At 63.1% G+C, this 15841-nt stretch carries 16 protein-coding genes; 9 read left to right on the top strand and 7 right to left on the bottom strand.

Annotation, left to right across the window (positions count from 1 at the left end; genetic code table 11):
- Positions 1-16: 16 nt before the first annotated feature.
- The 6 genes from CSING_RS01245 to CSING_RS13975 all read right to left on the bottom strand — a co-directional run bounded on the left by CSING_RS01245 (position 17) and on the right by CSING_RS13975 (position 4355).
- Complete coding sequence (locus CSING_RS01245) at positions 17-565, bottom strand: type II secretion system F family protein (RefSeq protein ID WP_042529002.1); 549 nt, start codon at positions 563-565, stop codon at positions 17-19.
- Entirely contained in the window at positions 562-1314 is a 753-nt protein-coding gene (locus CSING_RS01240) for a type II secretion system F family protein (protein WP_042529000.1), read from the bottom strand. Before CSING_RS01240 ends, CSING_RS01245 begins: the two co-directional genes overlap by 4 nt.
- Positions 1311-2447 (bottom strand): TadA family conjugal transfer-associated ATPase, encoded by a 1137-nt coding sequence (locus tag CSING_RS01235; RefSeq protein ID WP_042528998.1) that lies wholly within the window; start codon positions 2445-2447, stop codon positions 1311-1313. The genes CSING_RS01240 and CSING_RS01235 overlap by 4 nt, the downstream gene beginning before the upstream one ends.
- Positions 2444-3463, bottom strand: a complete 1020-nt coding sequence (ssd, locus tag CSING_RS01230; protein ID WP_042528996.1) for a septum site-determining protein Ssd — start codon at positions 3461-3463, stop codon at positions 2444-2446. Before ssd ends, CSING_RS01235 begins: the two co-directional genes overlap by 4 nt.
- A 236-nt stretch (positions 3464-3699) precedes the next feature.
- Entirely contained in the window at positions 3700-4137 is a 438-nt protein-coding gene (locus tag CSING_RS01225) for a cation transporter (RefSeq protein ID WP_236684000.1), read from the bottom strand.
- Entirely contained in the window at positions 4122-4355 is a 234-nt protein-coding gene (locus CSING_RS13975) for a cation diffusion facilitator family transporter (RefSeq protein WP_236683999.1), read from the bottom strand. The genes CSING_RS01225 and CSING_RS13975 overlap by 16 nt, the downstream gene beginning before the upstream one ends.
- Positions 4356-4541: 186 nt before the next feature.
- On the opposite strand from CSING_RS13975, the gene cmtR reads away from it, so the two are divergent.
- From cmtR to CSING_RS01210, 3 genes are all read left to right on the top strand, one after another.
- Positions 4542-4901, top strand: coding sequence for a Cd(II)/Pb(II)-sensing metalloregulatory transcriptional regulator CmtR (gene cmtR, locus CSING_RS01220; protein ID WP_042528994.1), 360 nt, complete (start codon positions 4542-4544; stop codon positions 4899-4901).
- On the top strand, positions 4898-6790 hold the full coding sequence (locus CSING_RS01215) for a heavy metal translocating P-type ATPase (protein ID WP_042528992.1): 1893 nt from the start codon (positions 4898-4900) through the stop codon (positions 6788-6790). The genes cmtR and CSING_RS01215 overlap by 4 nt, the downstream gene beginning before the upstream one ends.
- 322 nt (positions 6791-7112) lie before the next feature.
- On the top strand, positions 7113-7925 hold the full coding sequence (locus tag CSING_RS01210; protein ID WP_042528990.1) for an HAD family hydrolase: 813 nt from the start codon (positions 7113-7115) through the stop codon (positions 7923-7925).
- 15 nt (positions 7926-7940) lie between these two features.
- Here CSING_RS01210 and CSING_RS01205 read toward each other — a convergent pair whose 3' ends face one another.
- Positions 7941-8630, bottom strand: a complete 690-nt coding sequence (locus CSING_RS01205; RefSeq protein WP_052471355.1) for a hypothetical protein — start codon at positions 8628-8630, stop codon at positions 7941-7943.
- A gap of 105 nt (positions 8631-8735) precedes the next feature.
- Here CSING_RS01205 and CSING_RS01200 point away from each other — a divergent pair, with 105 nt between their 5' ends.
- From CSING_RS01200 to CSING_RS01175, 6 genes are all read left to right on the top strand, one after another.
- Entirely contained in the window at positions 8736-9230 is a 495-nt protein-coding gene (locus CSING_RS01200; protein ID WP_042528987.1) for a phage holin family protein, read from the top strand.
- Positions 9231-9320: 90 nt separating this feature from the next.
- Entirely contained in the window at positions 9321-10223 is a 903-nt protein-coding gene (locus tag CSING_RS01195) for an alpha/beta fold hydrolase (RefSeq protein ID WP_042528985.1), read from the top strand.
- 222 nt (positions 10224-10445) lie between these two features.
- The gene (locus CSING_RS01190; RefSeq protein ID WP_042528983.1) at positions 10446-12047 is read left to right on the top strand and encodes a peptide ABC transporter substrate-binding protein; all 1602 of its coding nucleotides are present in this window, start codon (positions 10446-10448) and stop codon (positions 12045-12047) included.
- Between the two features lie 198 nt (positions 12048-12245).
- Positions 12246-13172, top strand: a complete 927-nt coding sequence (locus tag CSING_RS01185; protein WP_042528981.1) for an ABC transporter permease — start codon at positions 12246-12248, stop codon at positions 13170-13172.
- Positions 13165-14124, top strand: coding sequence for an ABC transporter permease (locus CSING_RS01180; RefSeq protein WP_042528978.1), 960 nt, complete (start codon positions 13165-13167; stop codon positions 14122-14124). The genes CSING_RS01185 and CSING_RS01180 overlap by 8 nt, the downstream gene beginning before the upstream one ends.
- Positions 14124-15833 carry a dipeptide ABC transporter ATP-binding protein gene (locus tag CSING_RS01175; RefSeq protein WP_042528976.1) on the top strand — a complete coding sequence of 570 codons (1710 nt, stop codon included), beginning with the start codon at positions 14124-14126 and terminating at the stop codon, positions 15831-15833. Before CSING_RS01180 ends, CSING_RS01175 begins: the two co-directional genes overlap by 1 nt.
- Positions 15834-15841: the final 8 nt, after the last annotated feature.

Raw genomic sequence — 15841 nt, 5'->3', positions numbered from 1 at the left:
ATTTGTGCGTTGTGCTTTATAAGAGTTGCTGGCCCAGGCTGATGATGACGGGCACCAGGCCTAAGACCAGGAATGCGGGTAAGAAACAGGCGGCGAGCGGCGCGGCGATGAACACTCCGGCGCGCTCTGCCTGTGCGGTTGCCTGCGCCGAGGCTTCGGCGCGCAGCTGCGCCACCAGACGGTGGCACCCAGTAGCCATGGCAGTGCCGGATTCACCCGAGAGCTGTGCCAGCCGCACGAGCTCCACCAGGTGCGGCTGGCTCGCCAGTGCTTGCAATACGCTTTTCATCGGAACGCCAACCCCCACCAGGGCGGCTGCTTCCTTCCAGGGGGACGAGGCTTCCCCCACTGCCGCGACTGCCGTGCGCAGCGAAAGGCCAGCCTCCAGGCAGGCGGCGAAAAGCTCGAGGTCACTCGCGGCATCGAGCGGGCCATAGTCCGGACCGTCGCGGGGAGTTTTCGGCCGTGGTGTGCCGGTTGTACCCAGGCCCACGCGGCCAGCCGGAGAAGAGGTGGCCACAGCCAGGGCAGCCGCGAGGAGCACAGCAGCTAGGTAGCTAGTCATCGTCGCGCCGCCTTCCGCAGGATGAGGCGAGACCAGGTGAAGCCGATACACACGAGGGCCACGCCGACATCAAGAAGCACCCCGCCTACTCCACCACCCAAGAGGAAGCCGAGGGAATCCGCTCCCATGGCACCACCCATGAGAATTCCCGCCACCGGTAGAAACGCCAGAATCAGTGCTGTGGCCTGCGGCCCTTGCAGGGACGCTGCGGTTTCACGGGCATGCCGCTGTGCCGTATCGAGTTGGCTTTGGGCCTGTTCAATAAGGGAAGCCAGGGCCACACCATGGCGCCCGGAGACATTGAGCAGTGCGGCGAAGCGAGAAAGCTCTGTCGTGGTGAGTGCTGCCCCAGGCGACCCACCTTGAGCTGCCAAACCTGCCGCCGTGCTCAGTGCGCTGCGGAGGTTGTCCGGTGTGGATTCAGGAAGCGAGTCCGCACCGCGGCGCAAGGCACCGCTGGTAGTGGAGCCGGCGCGCAACTCCGCGGCAAGGGTGCCAAAGTAAGTGGCCAAGGCCTGAGCACCGCGGCGCTCACGACGTGAGGCGGCAAGGTCATGGGCAAACCACAGCGCGCACGCCAGGATGCAGCCAACAGCTATCACCACGGTTGGACGCCCAAAGAACACGAAACAGCCCACGGCAAGGAAAAGCACAGCGGGCGCTACTGACCGTGGCTTCGGTGCGCTCAACCGTGCCTTGGAACCCGGCGGCGACAAGAGGCAAGCCGCGGCGAGATACAGCCACATCATGGCTTAACTCCCATTCGTGCACACAGCTCGTCAAACCCAGGGCGTGGCCCATCGTCGGTGGTCCACACCAGCTGGGGTGTCACCGGATTGCCGTCCAGCACACCGATGTGTGCCAAGCGCCGACCTTCGGGGCCTCGTTCCATACCAAGTACCACGTGCACCGCGGCAGCCAGCTGCGAATGCAAGGCCACGCGATCCAGACCGCCGAGGGCAGCCAGCGCTTCCATGCGCGCCGGAACCTCGTCCACGGAGTTGGCGTGGACCGTACCGGCACCGCCATCGTGCCCGGTGTTAAGCGCCGCGAGTAGTTCCACGACTTCCGCACCGCGAATTTCCCCCACCACGATGCGGTCTGGGCGCATGCGCAGCGCCTGGCGCAACAGGAGCGACATCGAAATCTCGCCTCTGCCTTCCGCATTTGCCCGGCGCGACACCAGCGTCACCACGTGCGGATGCGCCGGCGCGAGCTCCGGGGTGTCCTCGATGATAAGCAGGCGCTCTGTCTCCGGGACACAGCCTAAAAGCGCTGCCAACAGCGTGGTCTTTCCTGAACCAGTGCCGCCGGTCACCAAGAAGGACGCGCGCTTATCGACGATCCCCCGAAGCAGCCCTTCCACCGATTTATCAATGCTGCCGTTGGCCACGAGCTGGTCCAGGCTCGTCTGGGCTTGGCGCAGCACTCGCAGGCTGATGCACGTCCCGCTCGCCGAGGGCGGTGCCAACAGCGCATGGAGGCGAATGTGAGTACCGTCAAGGCGGGTCAGGCGGCCATCGGCAAAAGGCTGCGCATCATCGAGCCGCACGCCGGCAACAGCTGCCAGCCGTGTCGCGAGCTGACGTACCTCTGCGTCGTCGGCGAAACCTACCTCCCTGCGCACCAGACCCTGGCCGCAATCCACGAAGCAGGAATCGGGCCCGTTGACCACGACATCGGTCAGCCCCGGCAGCGACAGCACCGGCTCCAGTAATCCCAACCCCAAGGAATCGTGGCGAAGGCGCTGAAGGAGATCGAGCACATCCACATCACTAATCACGCCGGCTTCCTCTCTAATCCGACGGGCCAGCGCCGACGCATCATGCGCTAGCTGTGGCTCCGTGGCCACGATGGTGCGCATCGTATCGATGAGACTCATACCAGCACCTCCCAGACGTCCTTCGCCGCGCGCGAAAGAGGGCGCGGCAGGCGCTGCGGAAGTCCCCCGGTCTCCACCACACGCGTGAGCCCACGTACCGTCGGCAACTCCGTCACAGGGTCAGCGTGCGTGAGCTTGGCGATATCCCCCTCATCAATCCCCGACCACTGCCTGTGCCGCAGCACCACGGAGCACTCCTGGGGCCGCGCGCGCAATTCAGCAACGATTTCCGCGCATGCAGCGGCCGAGCGCACCTCCGCTGCGGTCACCACCACAACGTGGTCCGCGGTATCCGGAATATCCCACGGCGGGCAATCCACCACCACAATGTCCGGATGCGCGCACGCTGCCTGCATAATTGCCGCGCGTCGAGTGGCACTCAGTGCGGTGGCACCGGCACTAGTGGTACGCGCTGCTGAAAGCACGGCAATCCCGTCCGGCGTAGTGGGCAGGGCGCGAGCAAGATCTCCTGGGTCCACCGTTCCTGTTCCTGCAGCAAGATCTGGCCAGCGCGCGCCGGGTTTGTTCTCCACACCAAGTAAGAGATCGAGGCCACCGGAATAGGGCGAGGCATCCACGAGTAGTGCAGCTCCCGCATGGCGCGCCAGCGCTGCTGCCAGTGTGGAGGTGCCTATCCCACCGGCCGAGCCAGTAACCGCAATGGTCAGCCCCGCGGACGCCGTTGGCGTCTCAGGGTGGGTATCGGCTGCTAGGGCTGCCAACAGTTCCTTCGATTGCGCAGGCAGAATAAACGCCGCCGATGCATGACAGCGCAATGCTGCTTCGTAATCAATGGGCCCCGGATCCGGTGCCAGAAAATAGACCCGCGGGTGGCTGCCCACGAGGCTTGCCGTCAGCGAATCTGCCAAGACCGCATCTACTTTGGGCAGGTAGCGCGGAAAATCACGCGGATCTTCGACGCTGCTGACCTCCGCGGTACTGGCCGCAGCGGTCGAGGCGGCTTCGGCGCGCAAAGCTGAGTCTCCGACGGCGATGAGAAGGTGAAATGTGCTCATGCCTGAAGCATGCGCGAGCGCTCTACACGGGTGCTAGGGCCACTTCGCTACCTGTGGATAACTCGTACCAAAACTGCACTTTCTGGTTGCTTTAGTTAGCCCTTCAACAAATACCCTGTGAAACTCGGAGCTCTGGTGGTGACCTAGAGCCCCAAATGAAGCATAAGAAGAGATTGGGGGTCGCGAATGAAAGCCGATCACGTTTCGCACTTTCACTACCTGCCTTTATTCGCCGATTAACCTTCAAAGTGAGAATTAAAGTGCGAAATGTTTAGCAGTTTCGCGCTTTGATCGGCGAAGGCGTCCTCGACGAAGTCGTGCTCCTTACGGGAGGCCTCCCACACTTCCTTGGCTGCGGACAGGTTGATCGCGGCGATGATCGCGCCGACGATGATGTCGAACCAGGCGGTCTCCCACACGAAGGTGAGCAGGCCGGCGGCGATGATGAGGATGTTCGCCAACGCGTCGTTGCGCGCTGCCAGCCAGGCACCAGTGGCGAGTGACGAGCCTTCATTGCGCAGCTGCAGCAGGATCGCGCAGATGACGTTGACAATCAGGGCGCCGATTGCGATACCCGTCAGCCCCTCCGGCGACGGTGCGACCGGGTTCATGATTTTGGCCACCAGGGTGACAATCGCGGCGATGGCCGGGATGAGGATCAGCGCGGCGAGCACGCTTCCCGCCGTGCGACGGCGGGCCGCAGGCCAGGCCACAGCGAAAACACCAGCAAGTTAATCGCGGTGTCTTCGAGGAAGTCCGCGAAATCCGCGAACAGGGACGCGGAGCCAATGGCCACCGAACCGGCGAACTCCACGAAGAAGTAGGCCAGGTTCAGCAGCGTCACAATCAGCACCGCGCGACGGATCTTCTGCGCACCCAACGAATCCGTCACGCCAACTGCTCCTTTTTGCGCTTTATACGGCGGGAAGGCAGCTTAGCCGATGCGCAAAACGCAGGCAGTTCCTGCCGGTTGCCGCGGTTGTCGCGGGCTGCTGACGACCGTCGCCGGTAGCGCCAGAGCGAGCGGCGGGTTCTTCGCACTTTGGCATAGTTCATCACTCGCTATATAGTTCAGCACATGCTGACTATTGCTTCACGCCTCGACGTCATGAACCGGCTCGGCCGGGCCATGGCCGATCCGACGCGTTCCCGAATTCTAATGACCCTACTCGACGGCCCGAGCTACCCGGCCGTGCTTTCGCGCGACTTGGACCTGACCCGCTCGAACGTCTCGAACCACCTGACCTGTCTGCGTGACTGCGGCATCATCGTCGCCGAGCCGGAGGGCCGCAAGACCCGTTACGAAATTGCCGATCCACACCTCACGGCAGCGCTCAACGCGCTGGTAAACGCGACGTTGGCCGTCGACGAAAACGCCCCGTGCATCGACCCTGAGTGCTCGGTGCCCGGATGCGGCGAGAAGGGAGCGGACGCATGAGTTCAGCATGTGGATGCGAACACAAACCCGCCACGGAGATTGACGAGCTCGATCGGCCATGGTGGAAGGACCCTGAGCTACTGCTACCGATCTTCTCCGGGGTAGCCCTCATAACAGGATTGGCGCTGGACTGGTCCGGGCTCGAGACACCCGCGACAGTACTGTTCTGGGTCGGTCTGCTGCTAGGCGCATACACGTTCGCGCCTGGAGCGATCCGAAACCTTGTCACGAAGCGCAAGCTCGGCATTGGTTTGCTGATGACGATCAGCGCGGTCGGCGCGGTAATCCTCGGTTACGTCGGAGAGGCCGCGGCGCTAGCGTTCCTGTACTCGATCGCCGAGGCACTGGAAGACAAGGCGATGGACCGGGCCCAAAGCGGACTGCGGGCACTGTTAAAGCTGGTACCGCAGACCGCGACGGTGTTGCGCGACGGCACAGCGGCCGAGGTCGCAGCGAAGGACCTCGAGGTTGGCGAGCTAATGCTCGTGCGCCCCGGGGAGCGGATCGCCACGGACGGCATCATTCGGTCCGGGCGCTCCAGCCTTGACACCTCAGCGATCACCGGAGAATCCATTCCGGAGGAGGTTGCGCCCGGCGACGAAGTGCCTGCGGGAGCGATCAACTCCGCCGGTTCGCTGGAGGTCGAGACGACCGCAGCTGGAACGGACAACTCGCTGACCACACTCGTGGACCTAGTCGAGCAGGCGCAGGCGGAAAAGGGCGACCGCGCCCGGATCGCCGACCGGATTGCCCGGCCCCTCGTGCCCGGGGTAATGATCCTGGCGGTGCTAGTCGGCGTGATCGGCTCGCTGCTGGGCGACCCTGAGACGTGGATCACCCGTGCGCTGGTAGTCCTGGTCGCAGCGTCGCCGTGCGCGCTGGCGATCTCCGTGCCGCTGACAGTCGTGGCCGCGATCGGGGCAGCCAGCCAGTTCGGCGTGGTCATCAAGTCCGGCGCAGCGTTCGAGCGGCTCGGCGGCATCCGTCACCTAGCGGTGGACAAGACCGGAACCCTCACCCGCAACCAGCCCGAGGTTACCAGCGTGGTCCCGGCAGACGGATTCAATCGGGCGCAGGTGCTTACTTTCGCGGCGGCAGTTGAGCAGCAATCGACGCACCCCCTCGCCGCGGCGATCGCGGCAGCGGGGCCCGAAGCACCCGCTGCCCTGGACATCAGCGAGGAAGCTGGGCATGGCATCGGCGGCACCGTCGAAGGCCGACGGGTGCTGGTGGGCAGCCCCCGATGGATCGACGCTGGACCACTGAAAGCGGACGTTGAGCGCATGGAGTCCGAGGGCCAGACCTGCGTCCTGGTCACCGTCGATGACGCTCTCGCCGGGGCGATCGGGGTCCGCGACGAGTTGCGGCCCGAGGTGCCCGAAGCCGTGAAGGCCCTGCACGACAACGACGTGGAAGTAAGCATGCTCACCGGTGACAACACTCGCACCGCCCGGGCGCTGGCTGAAATCGCCGGAATCGACGACGTGCGCGCCGAGCTGCGACCGGAGGACAAGGCAAGCATCGTCGCCGAACTCTCCTCCAAGACGCCGACGGCGATGATCGGCGACGGCATCAACGACGCGCCGGCACTGGCGGGCGCGACGGTGGGCATAGCGATGGGAGCGACCGGCTCTGACGCCGCGATCGAGTCCGCTGACGTCGCCTTCACCGGCCACGATCTGCGGCTGATCCCCCAGGCGCTGCAGCACGCCCGCCGAGGCAGCAGAATCATCAACCAAAACATCGTGCTGTCTCTGGCCATCATCATCGTGTTGATGCCACTAGCGATAACCGGCGTGCTGGGCCTGGCGGCCGTGGTGTTGGTCCACGAGGTTGCCGAGGTCATCGTGATCTTGAACGGTCTGCGCGCCGCACGAACGAAGCGCTGAGGCTGCGACCGGCGAGTGTTATGGCCTAACCCCGTTGAAAACGGGCAACCGCCGTTTCGGCAGAAATAGGTGATGGCCCGCGCCTCGGGGGGGTGTGCGCGGGCCATCTGTAACCCGGCATCGGGGGGGGTGCGCCGGGGCAGGCCGCACTGTATATCGGGGCCTTGCACCACACATTATGGCACGGCTGGGAAAAGATGACAACAGCACGACGCAATATTCCTTGAGAATCTTCTAAGATCGCCTGCCTTCTCCCTCTGTGCGCTGCTAACTGGCTACGATGAGCAGCGTAATCCGCACGCATATTGGCAGGCATTTCTCCATGATTGAACATCCCGTTACCCCCAGCGATAGCACTCGAATCGCTGCGTTCTTCGACTTGGATAAAACCATCATTGCCACCTCGTCGGCCTATGCCTTCGGCCGCGAGTTCATGCATAACGGTCTCATTACGCACACCGAGGCGCTGCAACTATCGCTCGCCAAGGCCAGTTATATGCTTGCCGGGCACAGCAGTGAGCACATGGATGCCACCCGCGATCAGCTCGCCGCCATGGTGGCCGGATGGTCAGTCAAGGAAGTCCACGACATCGCCGTGGACACCATGCACACGGTGGTCACCCCCGCGATCTACGCCGAAGCACGCGAGCTCATCGCCGCGCACCGGGAGAAGGGACATGAGGTGGTGATCATTTCGGCGTCGGCAAGCGTGCTGGTTGAACCCATCGCACAGGAGCTGGGCATCGAACACGTCGTAGCCACCGAACTTGCCGAAGAAGACGGTCGGTTCACCGGGGAAATACTGTTCTATTGCAAAGGCGGCGCGAAGGCAGAAGCCTTAGCCCGTATGGCCACGAAGCTCAACGTCGACCCCAATGCATCCTTTGCTTACTCCGATTCCGCCACGGATATCCCGATGCTGGAGCAGGTGGGCCACCCCATCGCGGTCAACCCCGACCGTCTGCTCAAGAAACATGCAGCGGACAACGGCTGGGAGACGCGCACCTTTAAACACCCGGTACCGCTATTCACCGCGCCCAGCGCCAAAGAGGTGGGCATCGGCTCAGCGGTCGTGGCCGGGGTGGCAGCGCTCGTGGTGGGTGGCGTGCTGCTGGCGCGGCAACGCGCGGACTAGGTCTGCGCGTCAGACTCAGGCCGCGCGGGCGATACCGTCAGCTTCCTCAGCACCCGCAGTCCACGCGTTGAACAGAAGCGTGAACAGCTCCGCGGGGGTGTCCTCATAGCCCATCAGCGCCTCACGGTACGCGGCGCGATGCCGGTTGAGGTAGGTCTCGGGAACCGCAAACCCTCGCGGATCAAAGCCGGTGTGGATAGCCGCCGCCCGCGCGGCAACGAGGGCGACGACGGTGCTGTTTTCACCGAAGAGCGAGCGCGCGGCAATCTCGGCATGAAGCACCACCGGCAGTAGTCGGTCAAAATCCACGCCGGCGCCGCGCGTGATGAGCTGCGCCAGCGCCTGCGCCACGGCCGAGTCACGTGCGGGACGCCCAGGACCGCCCGCAGCGACGTCGATTCGGGCCAAGACCTGCAGCGGAGCGCGCGCAAAGGTGCGCACGGTGGAGGCCTGCACCTCCGGGGCAAGGAGGGAGTAGGCGCTGACGGTTGGGGGGACTCCGTCACGCGCGAGCGGCGCGCCGTCGATCGCCGCACACGTCCGCGCCCCACGCAGCAAGGACTCTGAGGAGATGACCTCGAACTTGCGCAGACCCGCGGGCCGGCGGTGGACTCGGGCGATGGCATCGACCGCCGCAGCAGCACCCTCCTCTACCCCAGATAGGGTCATCAGCGGGGTCAGCGGGTCAGAACTAGGCATACCCATTACAATAACGCCGTACCCATAATTGCGGGCCGCACCACATGAACTCTGAAAAGTTCATTACTATGGCCGATATAGATTGCGACAAAACAGTAGGAGTTTTTAACCGTGAGCAACGACGGACTATTCACTGACGGGTCCAACCAGTTCGCCCCGAAGGTCGACAGCATCCCCTTGAGCGATGCCGACACCTCCCGCCGCGGCGAAGCATCCATCGGCCAGCTGGTCTCCAATGCCACCGAGCAGATGTCCCAGTTGGTGCGCTCCGAGGTTGAGCTGGCTAAGACTGAGCTCGCTGCGTCCGCCAAGAAGGGCGGCATCGGTGCGGGCATGTTTGGCGTTGCCGGCACCGTGGCGCTGTACAGCTCCTTCTTCTTTTTCTTCTTCCTGGCGGAGCTGCTGGCGAAGTGGCTTGACCGCTGGGCTGCCTTCCTCATTGTCTTCCTGATCATGGTGGTCCTCGCCGCCATCGTGGCCTTTATCGGCTTCAAGCAGATCAAGCAGGTGAAGGCACCGGAGAAGACCATTGAGTCCACGAAGGAACTTAAGAAGCTGGTTCCGGGCAAGGCCGAAAAGTCCATCGAGCGCGGCCTCTACACCTAAATCTTTAGGGTCCTTTCTCTCTCCTCCTCCCCGCCCCAAGCGCACAACCTCGCTGTGGGGCGGATTTCGTCTATAGAAAGGCCTGCGGCAATGACCTCCCTGTCCCCCTCTGTGGTGGAACTCGATGGCCCCTTTGAGCATGAGTTTCTCCACACGCGCGGTATCCGCCTCCACGCGGCAACCGCCGGTGATCCGGACAATCCCCTCGTCGTGCTGTTGCACGGATCCTTCGGCGGATGGTTCGACTTTAGGGAGGTCATCGCACTGCTTGCCGACGCCGGCTTCCACGTCGCCGCCCTCGACATGCGCGGCTTTGGAATGTCAGATAAGCCCCCACTGGAGCCAGGCCAAGACATCCGTGTTGCGGTGGGTGATGTCAGTGGCGCAATCCGAGCGTTGGGGCACGACGACGCTTTCCTCATCGGCGCCGATACCGGCGGCGCGGTGGCTTGGGCGTTGGCCACCGAACGCCCGGAGCGCGTGCGCGGGTTGGTGTCGGTCTCCGCTGCGCACCCGGCAGACCTGCGCCGCGCGGTAGCTGCCCGCCCCTGGGATTTCGGGTGGCTTTTGCTGCGTTCGACGCTGTGCCGCTTGGGTTGGCTGCACGCTCCAAGCCTGCTCATGCGGGAATCCACGTATCGCAGGGAGCTGGACCTCGATGCGCTGGGGTCCTTTGGGGGCGGTGAGCGTGAGGAGACGCTGCGCCTGAGGGTTGCGGCCTCCCAGATTGGTAACGTGCGCCGCGGTATTTTGTGGAACCACCGCCTCCGCACGGCCGCGGTGCCCTTGAGCTGGCTCGATCTGACGGTGAACGCACCGGTTCTGTTTATCCACGCCGATCAGCTGCTGTGGCGCCCGGTGGCACGCCGTGCGGCGCGGCGCTGCCGCGGGGGTTTTACAGCCACGACCATTCCGGGCACAAAGAATCTGCCGTTCCTGGAGAACCCGCGAAGTTTCGTGCACACCCTTACCCACTGGATGCGAAGTACGTAACATACACTCACGAGCAGTGCCCTACCCCACACAGGGGGTGGGGTACTTTTTTATTCTCCGAGGAAAACGCAGGTTGTAGGAAAATATCTAGCGAACTATAGCTTTTATCACAGGACATATTTTCCGATTCCTTGTATATAAGATGCGTCACGCGGTAGCTTCATAGCAAACCAAAACCACAGGTTTTCTACATCTTTCGCACCACGGAGGTCTAAGACCCACATGACGCTCAAGAAGACGCTTGCCGTCCTTTCCGCCGCTTCCCTGCCGCTCACCCTCGCGGCATGCGGTGGCGATGATTCCGGATCCAACTCCGCGTCCGGTTCCGGGGCCGGTGACAACTACGTCATCGTTAACGGCTCCGAGCCGCAGAACCCGCTGATTCCGGCGAACACCAACGAGACCGGCGGCGGCCGTATCGTTGACTCGCTCTACTCCGGTCTCGTCTACTACGACGGCGAGGGCGAAGCACAAAACGAGCTCGCCGAATCCATCGAGCCGAACAAGGACAACACCGAGTTCACCGTCAAGCTCAAGGAGTCCACCTTCTCCGATGGCTCCCCGGTCACCGCGAACAACTTCGTTGATGCGTGGAACTACGCAGTGGCTAACGACCAGCTCAATGCGTCCTTCTTCTCCAACATCAAGGGCTTTAAGGAGGGCGTCGAGAAGCTTGAGGGCCTCAAGGTCGTCGACGATCTCACCTTCACCATCGCCCTCAACAGCCCGGAGCAGGATTTCCCGGCACAGCTGGGCTACAGCGCGTTCTACCCGCTCCACGAGTCTGCGTACGACGACATGGACGCCTACGGCCAGAACCCGATTACCAACGGCCCGTACAAGCTGTCCGAGTGGAACCACAACCAGGACGCCACCGTCGTTCCGAATGAGGAATACAAGGGCGGCCAGACCCCGCAGAACGACGGCATCAAGTTCGTCTTCTACGCATCCCAGGACGCCGGCTACGCAGACCTGCTCTCCGGCAACTTGGACGTCCTCGATGCCGTCCCGGACTCCGCCTTCGACGTCTACGAGACCGACCTCGGCGAGCGCGCAGTCAACCAGCCCACCGCCGTGTTCCAGTCCTTCACCTTGGGCGAGAACCTCGAGCACTTCTCCGGCGAGGAAGGCGCCCTGCGCCGCCAGGCCATCTCCCACGCCATCAACCGCGAGGAGATCACCGAAACCATCTTCAAGGGCACCCGCACCCCAGCCAAGGACTTCACCTCCCCGGTTCTGCCGGGCTACTCCGAGGACATTAAGGGCAACGAGGTCCTTAAGTACGACCCTGAAAAGGCCAAGAAGCTCTGGGCCGAAGCGGACAAGATCAAGAAGTGGGACAACCCGAGCGTGGAAATCGCCTACAACTCCGACGGCGGCCACAAGAGCTGGGTAGACGCCACCGCCAACTCCATCAAGAACACCCTCGGCATCGAAGCCGTTGGCGCTCCGTACCCAGACTTCAAGTCCCTGCGCGATGAAGTCACCAACCGCACCATCAAGACCGCCTTCCGTACCGGTTGGCAGGCAGACTACCCGAGCCAGGGCAACTTCCTTGCCCCGCTGTACAAGACCGGTGGTTCCTCTAACGACGGCGATTACACCAACCCCGAGTTCGACAAGCTGCTCGAGGAAGCTCTGACCGCCAAGTCTGACGATGAGGCCACCAAGAAGTACAACGAGGCCCAGGCCATCCTGTTCAAGGATCTTCCGTCCATCCCGCTGTGGTACTCCAACGCCACCGGCGGTTACTCCGAAAACGTCGACAACGTTGTCTTCTCCTGGAAGTCCCAGCCGGTGTACTACAACATCACCAAGAAGTAACCTCCCGTTTCTTCACACGACCCCCGCGGCCACCGGCAGCGGGGGTCGCCCCGCGTTTTACCCCAGGGTGTGATCCGAAACGCCCTATAGATTTCTCAACGGCATGGATCACACACTAAAATTCTTATGAGCTACGTGGATGCCCTGTTAAGGAGGGCGTCGACAAGCACCTGCCCACAACGAGTAAAGGACCACACTATGCTGCGCTATATCGGGCGCCGAGTGCTCCAGATGATCCCGGTGTTCTTCGGAGCCACCCTGCTCATCTACGCACTCGTCTTCTTGATGCCCGGCGACCCCGTCGAGGCCCTCGGCGGCGACCGCGGCCTCACCGAGGCTGCCCGCGCCCGCATCGAAGCGGAATACAACCTAGACAAGCCGTTCATCATCCAATACCTGCTCTACATCAAGGGCATCTTCATGCTGGACTTCGGCACCACCTTCTCTGGCGTGCCCGTGACCCAGGTGATGGCCAATGCCTTCCCCGTCACCGTCAAGCTCACCATCATGGCGATCATCTTTGAGTCCATCTTTGGCATCTTCTTCGGCGTTGTTGCCGGCATGCGCCGCGGTGGTTTCTTCGATTCCACCGTGCTGGTCATCTCGCTGCTCGTCATCGCCGTGCCGTCTTTCGTCATCGGCTTCGTCTTCCAGTACATCGTGGGCATTAAATGGGGCGTGCTACCGGTGACCGTCGGGGCCAACGCCTCGGTGAAGTCGCTGCTCATGCCCGCCATGGTGCTCGGCGCCCTCTCGCTGGCGTATGTCATCCGCCTGACCCGCCAGTCTGTGGCGGAGAACCTGCGCGCCGATTACGTGCGCACCGCCCGCGCCAAGGGCCTGTCCAACGGCGCGGTGACCCGCCGCCACGTGCTGCGCAACTCCCTCATCCCGGTGGCCACCTTCATCGGCGCCGACATCGGTGCGCTCATGACCGGCGCGATTGTTACCGAAGGCATCTTCGGCATCAACGGCGTCGGCGGCACCATGTACCAGGCCATCTTGCGCGGTGAGCCGACAACGATCGTCTCCTTCACGACGGTTCTGGTGATCATCTACATCATTGCCAACCTGCTTGTTGACCTCCTCTACGCCGTACTTGATCCGAGGATCCGCTATGCCTAACTTCGAGAAAACCACCCATTACCCGGGCCAAGAGCACTTCGTCTCCGAAACCGACGAGACGGGCCTCGGCGCCGTCGACGCCGTCAAGGACGAATCCGCTCCCTCCTCCCAGTGGGGCGAGGCCTGGCGCTACCTGCGCCGCCGCCCACTGTTCTGGATCGCGGCCGTCATGATCCTCGTGGCTGTCCTCATGGCCGTTGTCCCTGGCCTGTTCACCAACACGGATCCTCGCCTGTGCGAGCTGTCCAAGTCCCTCGCCCCTGCAGAGCCAGGCCACCCCTTCGGCTTCAACCGCCAGGGCTGCGACATCTATGCGCGCGTCATTTACGGTGCGCGGGCGTCGGTAGCCGTGGGTGTCCTCACGACGATTCTTGTCGTGATTCTGGGCTCCCTCATCGGTGCTATCGCCGGCTTCTTCGGCGGCTGGATCGACTCCGTCCTCTCCCGTATTACCGATATCTTCTTCGCTATCCCGCTGGTGCTGGCCGCCATCGTGGTGATGCAGATGTTCAAGGAGCACCGCACCATCGTCACGGTGGTCTTGGTCTTGGGCCTGTTCGGCTGGGTGTCCATCGCCCGCATTACGCGCGGTGCGGTGGTCTCCATCAAGAACGAGGAGTTCGTCCAGTCCGCGCGCTCCATCGGTGCATCGAATTGGCACATTCTGTTCAGCCACATCTTGCCGAACGCTGCCGCCCCCATCATTTCCTATGCCACCGTGGCGCTGGGTACCTACATCGTGGCGGAGGCTACCTTGTCCTTCCTGGGTATCGGTTTGCCGCCGACGTTCGTGTCCTGGGGCGGCGACATCTCCGACGCACAGGCGTCCCTGCGCGTGGCCCCGGCAGTCCTGTTCTACCCGGCGGGCGCGTTGGGCCTGACCGTGTTGAGCTTCATCATGATGGGTGACGTCGTCCGCGATGCACTCGATCCGAAGGCGAGGAAGCGTTAATGACTAAGCCACTTCTTGAAATGAAGGACGTCCACATTTCCTTCACCACGTCCACCGGTGTGGTTGAGGCAGTGCGTGGCGTCAACATGTCCATTTACCCGGGCCAGTCCGTGGCCATTGTGGGTGAGTCCGGTTCCGGTAAGTCCACGACTGCCATGTCCATCCTGGGCCTGCTGCCGGGCACCGGTAAGGTCACCGGCGGCCAGATCCTTTTTGAGGGCGAGGACATCACTCACTACAACAACAAGCAATTCGAATCGCTGCGCGGTGACAAGATTGGACTGGTCCCGCAGGATCCGATGTCCAACCTCAACCCAGTGTGGCGCATCGGCACGCAGGTTGAGGAGTCTCTCAAGGCCAACCACGTGGTGGAGGGCTCTAAGCGCCACGAACGCGTGGTGGAGCTTCTGGAGGAAGCCGGGCTTCCCGACGCCGAACGCCGCGCCAAGCAGTACCCCCACGAGTTCTCCGGCGGTATGCGCCAGCGCGCGCTCATCGCTATTGGCCTCGCCGCACGACCGAAGCTGCTCATCGCCGACGAGCCCACCTCCGCCCTCGACGTGACGGTGCAGAAAACCATCCTGGATCACCTAGAGCACCTCACGGAGGAGCTGGGTAACGCGGTGCTCTTCATTACCCATGACCTCGGACTGGCGGCCGAGCGCGCGGAGCACCTCATCGTGATGCACCGCGGCCGCATCGTCGAGTCGGGCCCCTCGCGCGAGATCCTGCGCTCCCCGCAGCATCCGTACACGCGCCGGCTTGTCGACGCCGCCCCCTCCCTCGCCTCTTCCCGCATCCGCGCGGCCAAGAAAGCTGGTGTGAAGGCCAAGGAGCTGAAGTCAGGTGGGGCGATCGGCGCCGCCGTCAAGCAGGGCACCGCAACCGCGGACTCTGCTTCCGCGCAGGCTCCGGTGATTTCGGTCCGCAACCTCACCAAGGAATTCGATATCCGCGGCCAGCGCGGTGGAAAGAAGCTGCTCAAGGCTGTCGACGATGTCTCCTTCGACATCCGCCGCGGCACCACCCTGGCGTTGGTGGGCGAGTCCGGTTCCGGTAAGTCCACGGTGGCCAACATGGTATTGGGCTTGCTGGAGCCGACCTCCGGCACCATCGAGTTCGAAGGCCACGATACTTCGACGCTATCGAAGCAGGAACTGTTCAAGCTCCGCCGCAAGATGCAGGTGGTCTTCCAGAACCCCTATGGCTCGCTGGATCCGATGTATTCGATTTACAAGTGCATCGAGGAACCCATGGCGCTGCACAAGGTGGGCTCGCGCAAGGAGCGCGAGGCTCGCGTGGCCGAGCTTCTCGACATGGTCTCCATGCCCCGCTCCGCCATGCGCCGCTACCCCAACGAGCTTTCCGGCGGCCAGCGCCAGCGTATCGCCATTGCACGTGCGCTGGCGCTGCGCCCGGAGGTCATCGTCCTCGATGAGGCCGTCTCCGCCCTCGACGTGCTGGTGCAGAACCAGATCATCCAGCTCCTCGCGGAGCTGCAGTCAGAGCTCAGCCTGTCCTACCTCTTCATTACCCACGACCTCGCGGTGGTCCGCCAGACCGCCGACGACGTAGTGGTCATGAAGAAGGGACAGGCCGTCGAACAGGGCACCGCCGACGATATCTTCGAAAACGCCCAGCAGGAGTACACCCGCAACCTCATCAACTCGGTTCCGGGCATGCACCTAGAAATCGGTACCGGCCACTAGCTCACGCA

The organism is Corynebacterium singulare (genome assembly GCF_000833575.1).
GTDB classification, from domain to species: Bacteria; Actinomycetota; Actinomycetes; order Mycobacteriales; family Mycobacteriaceae; genus Corynebacterium; species Corynebacterium singulare.
Note: the sequence above shows the minus strand (reverse complement) of the source record. Positions and strands in the feature narration are given on the sequence as shown.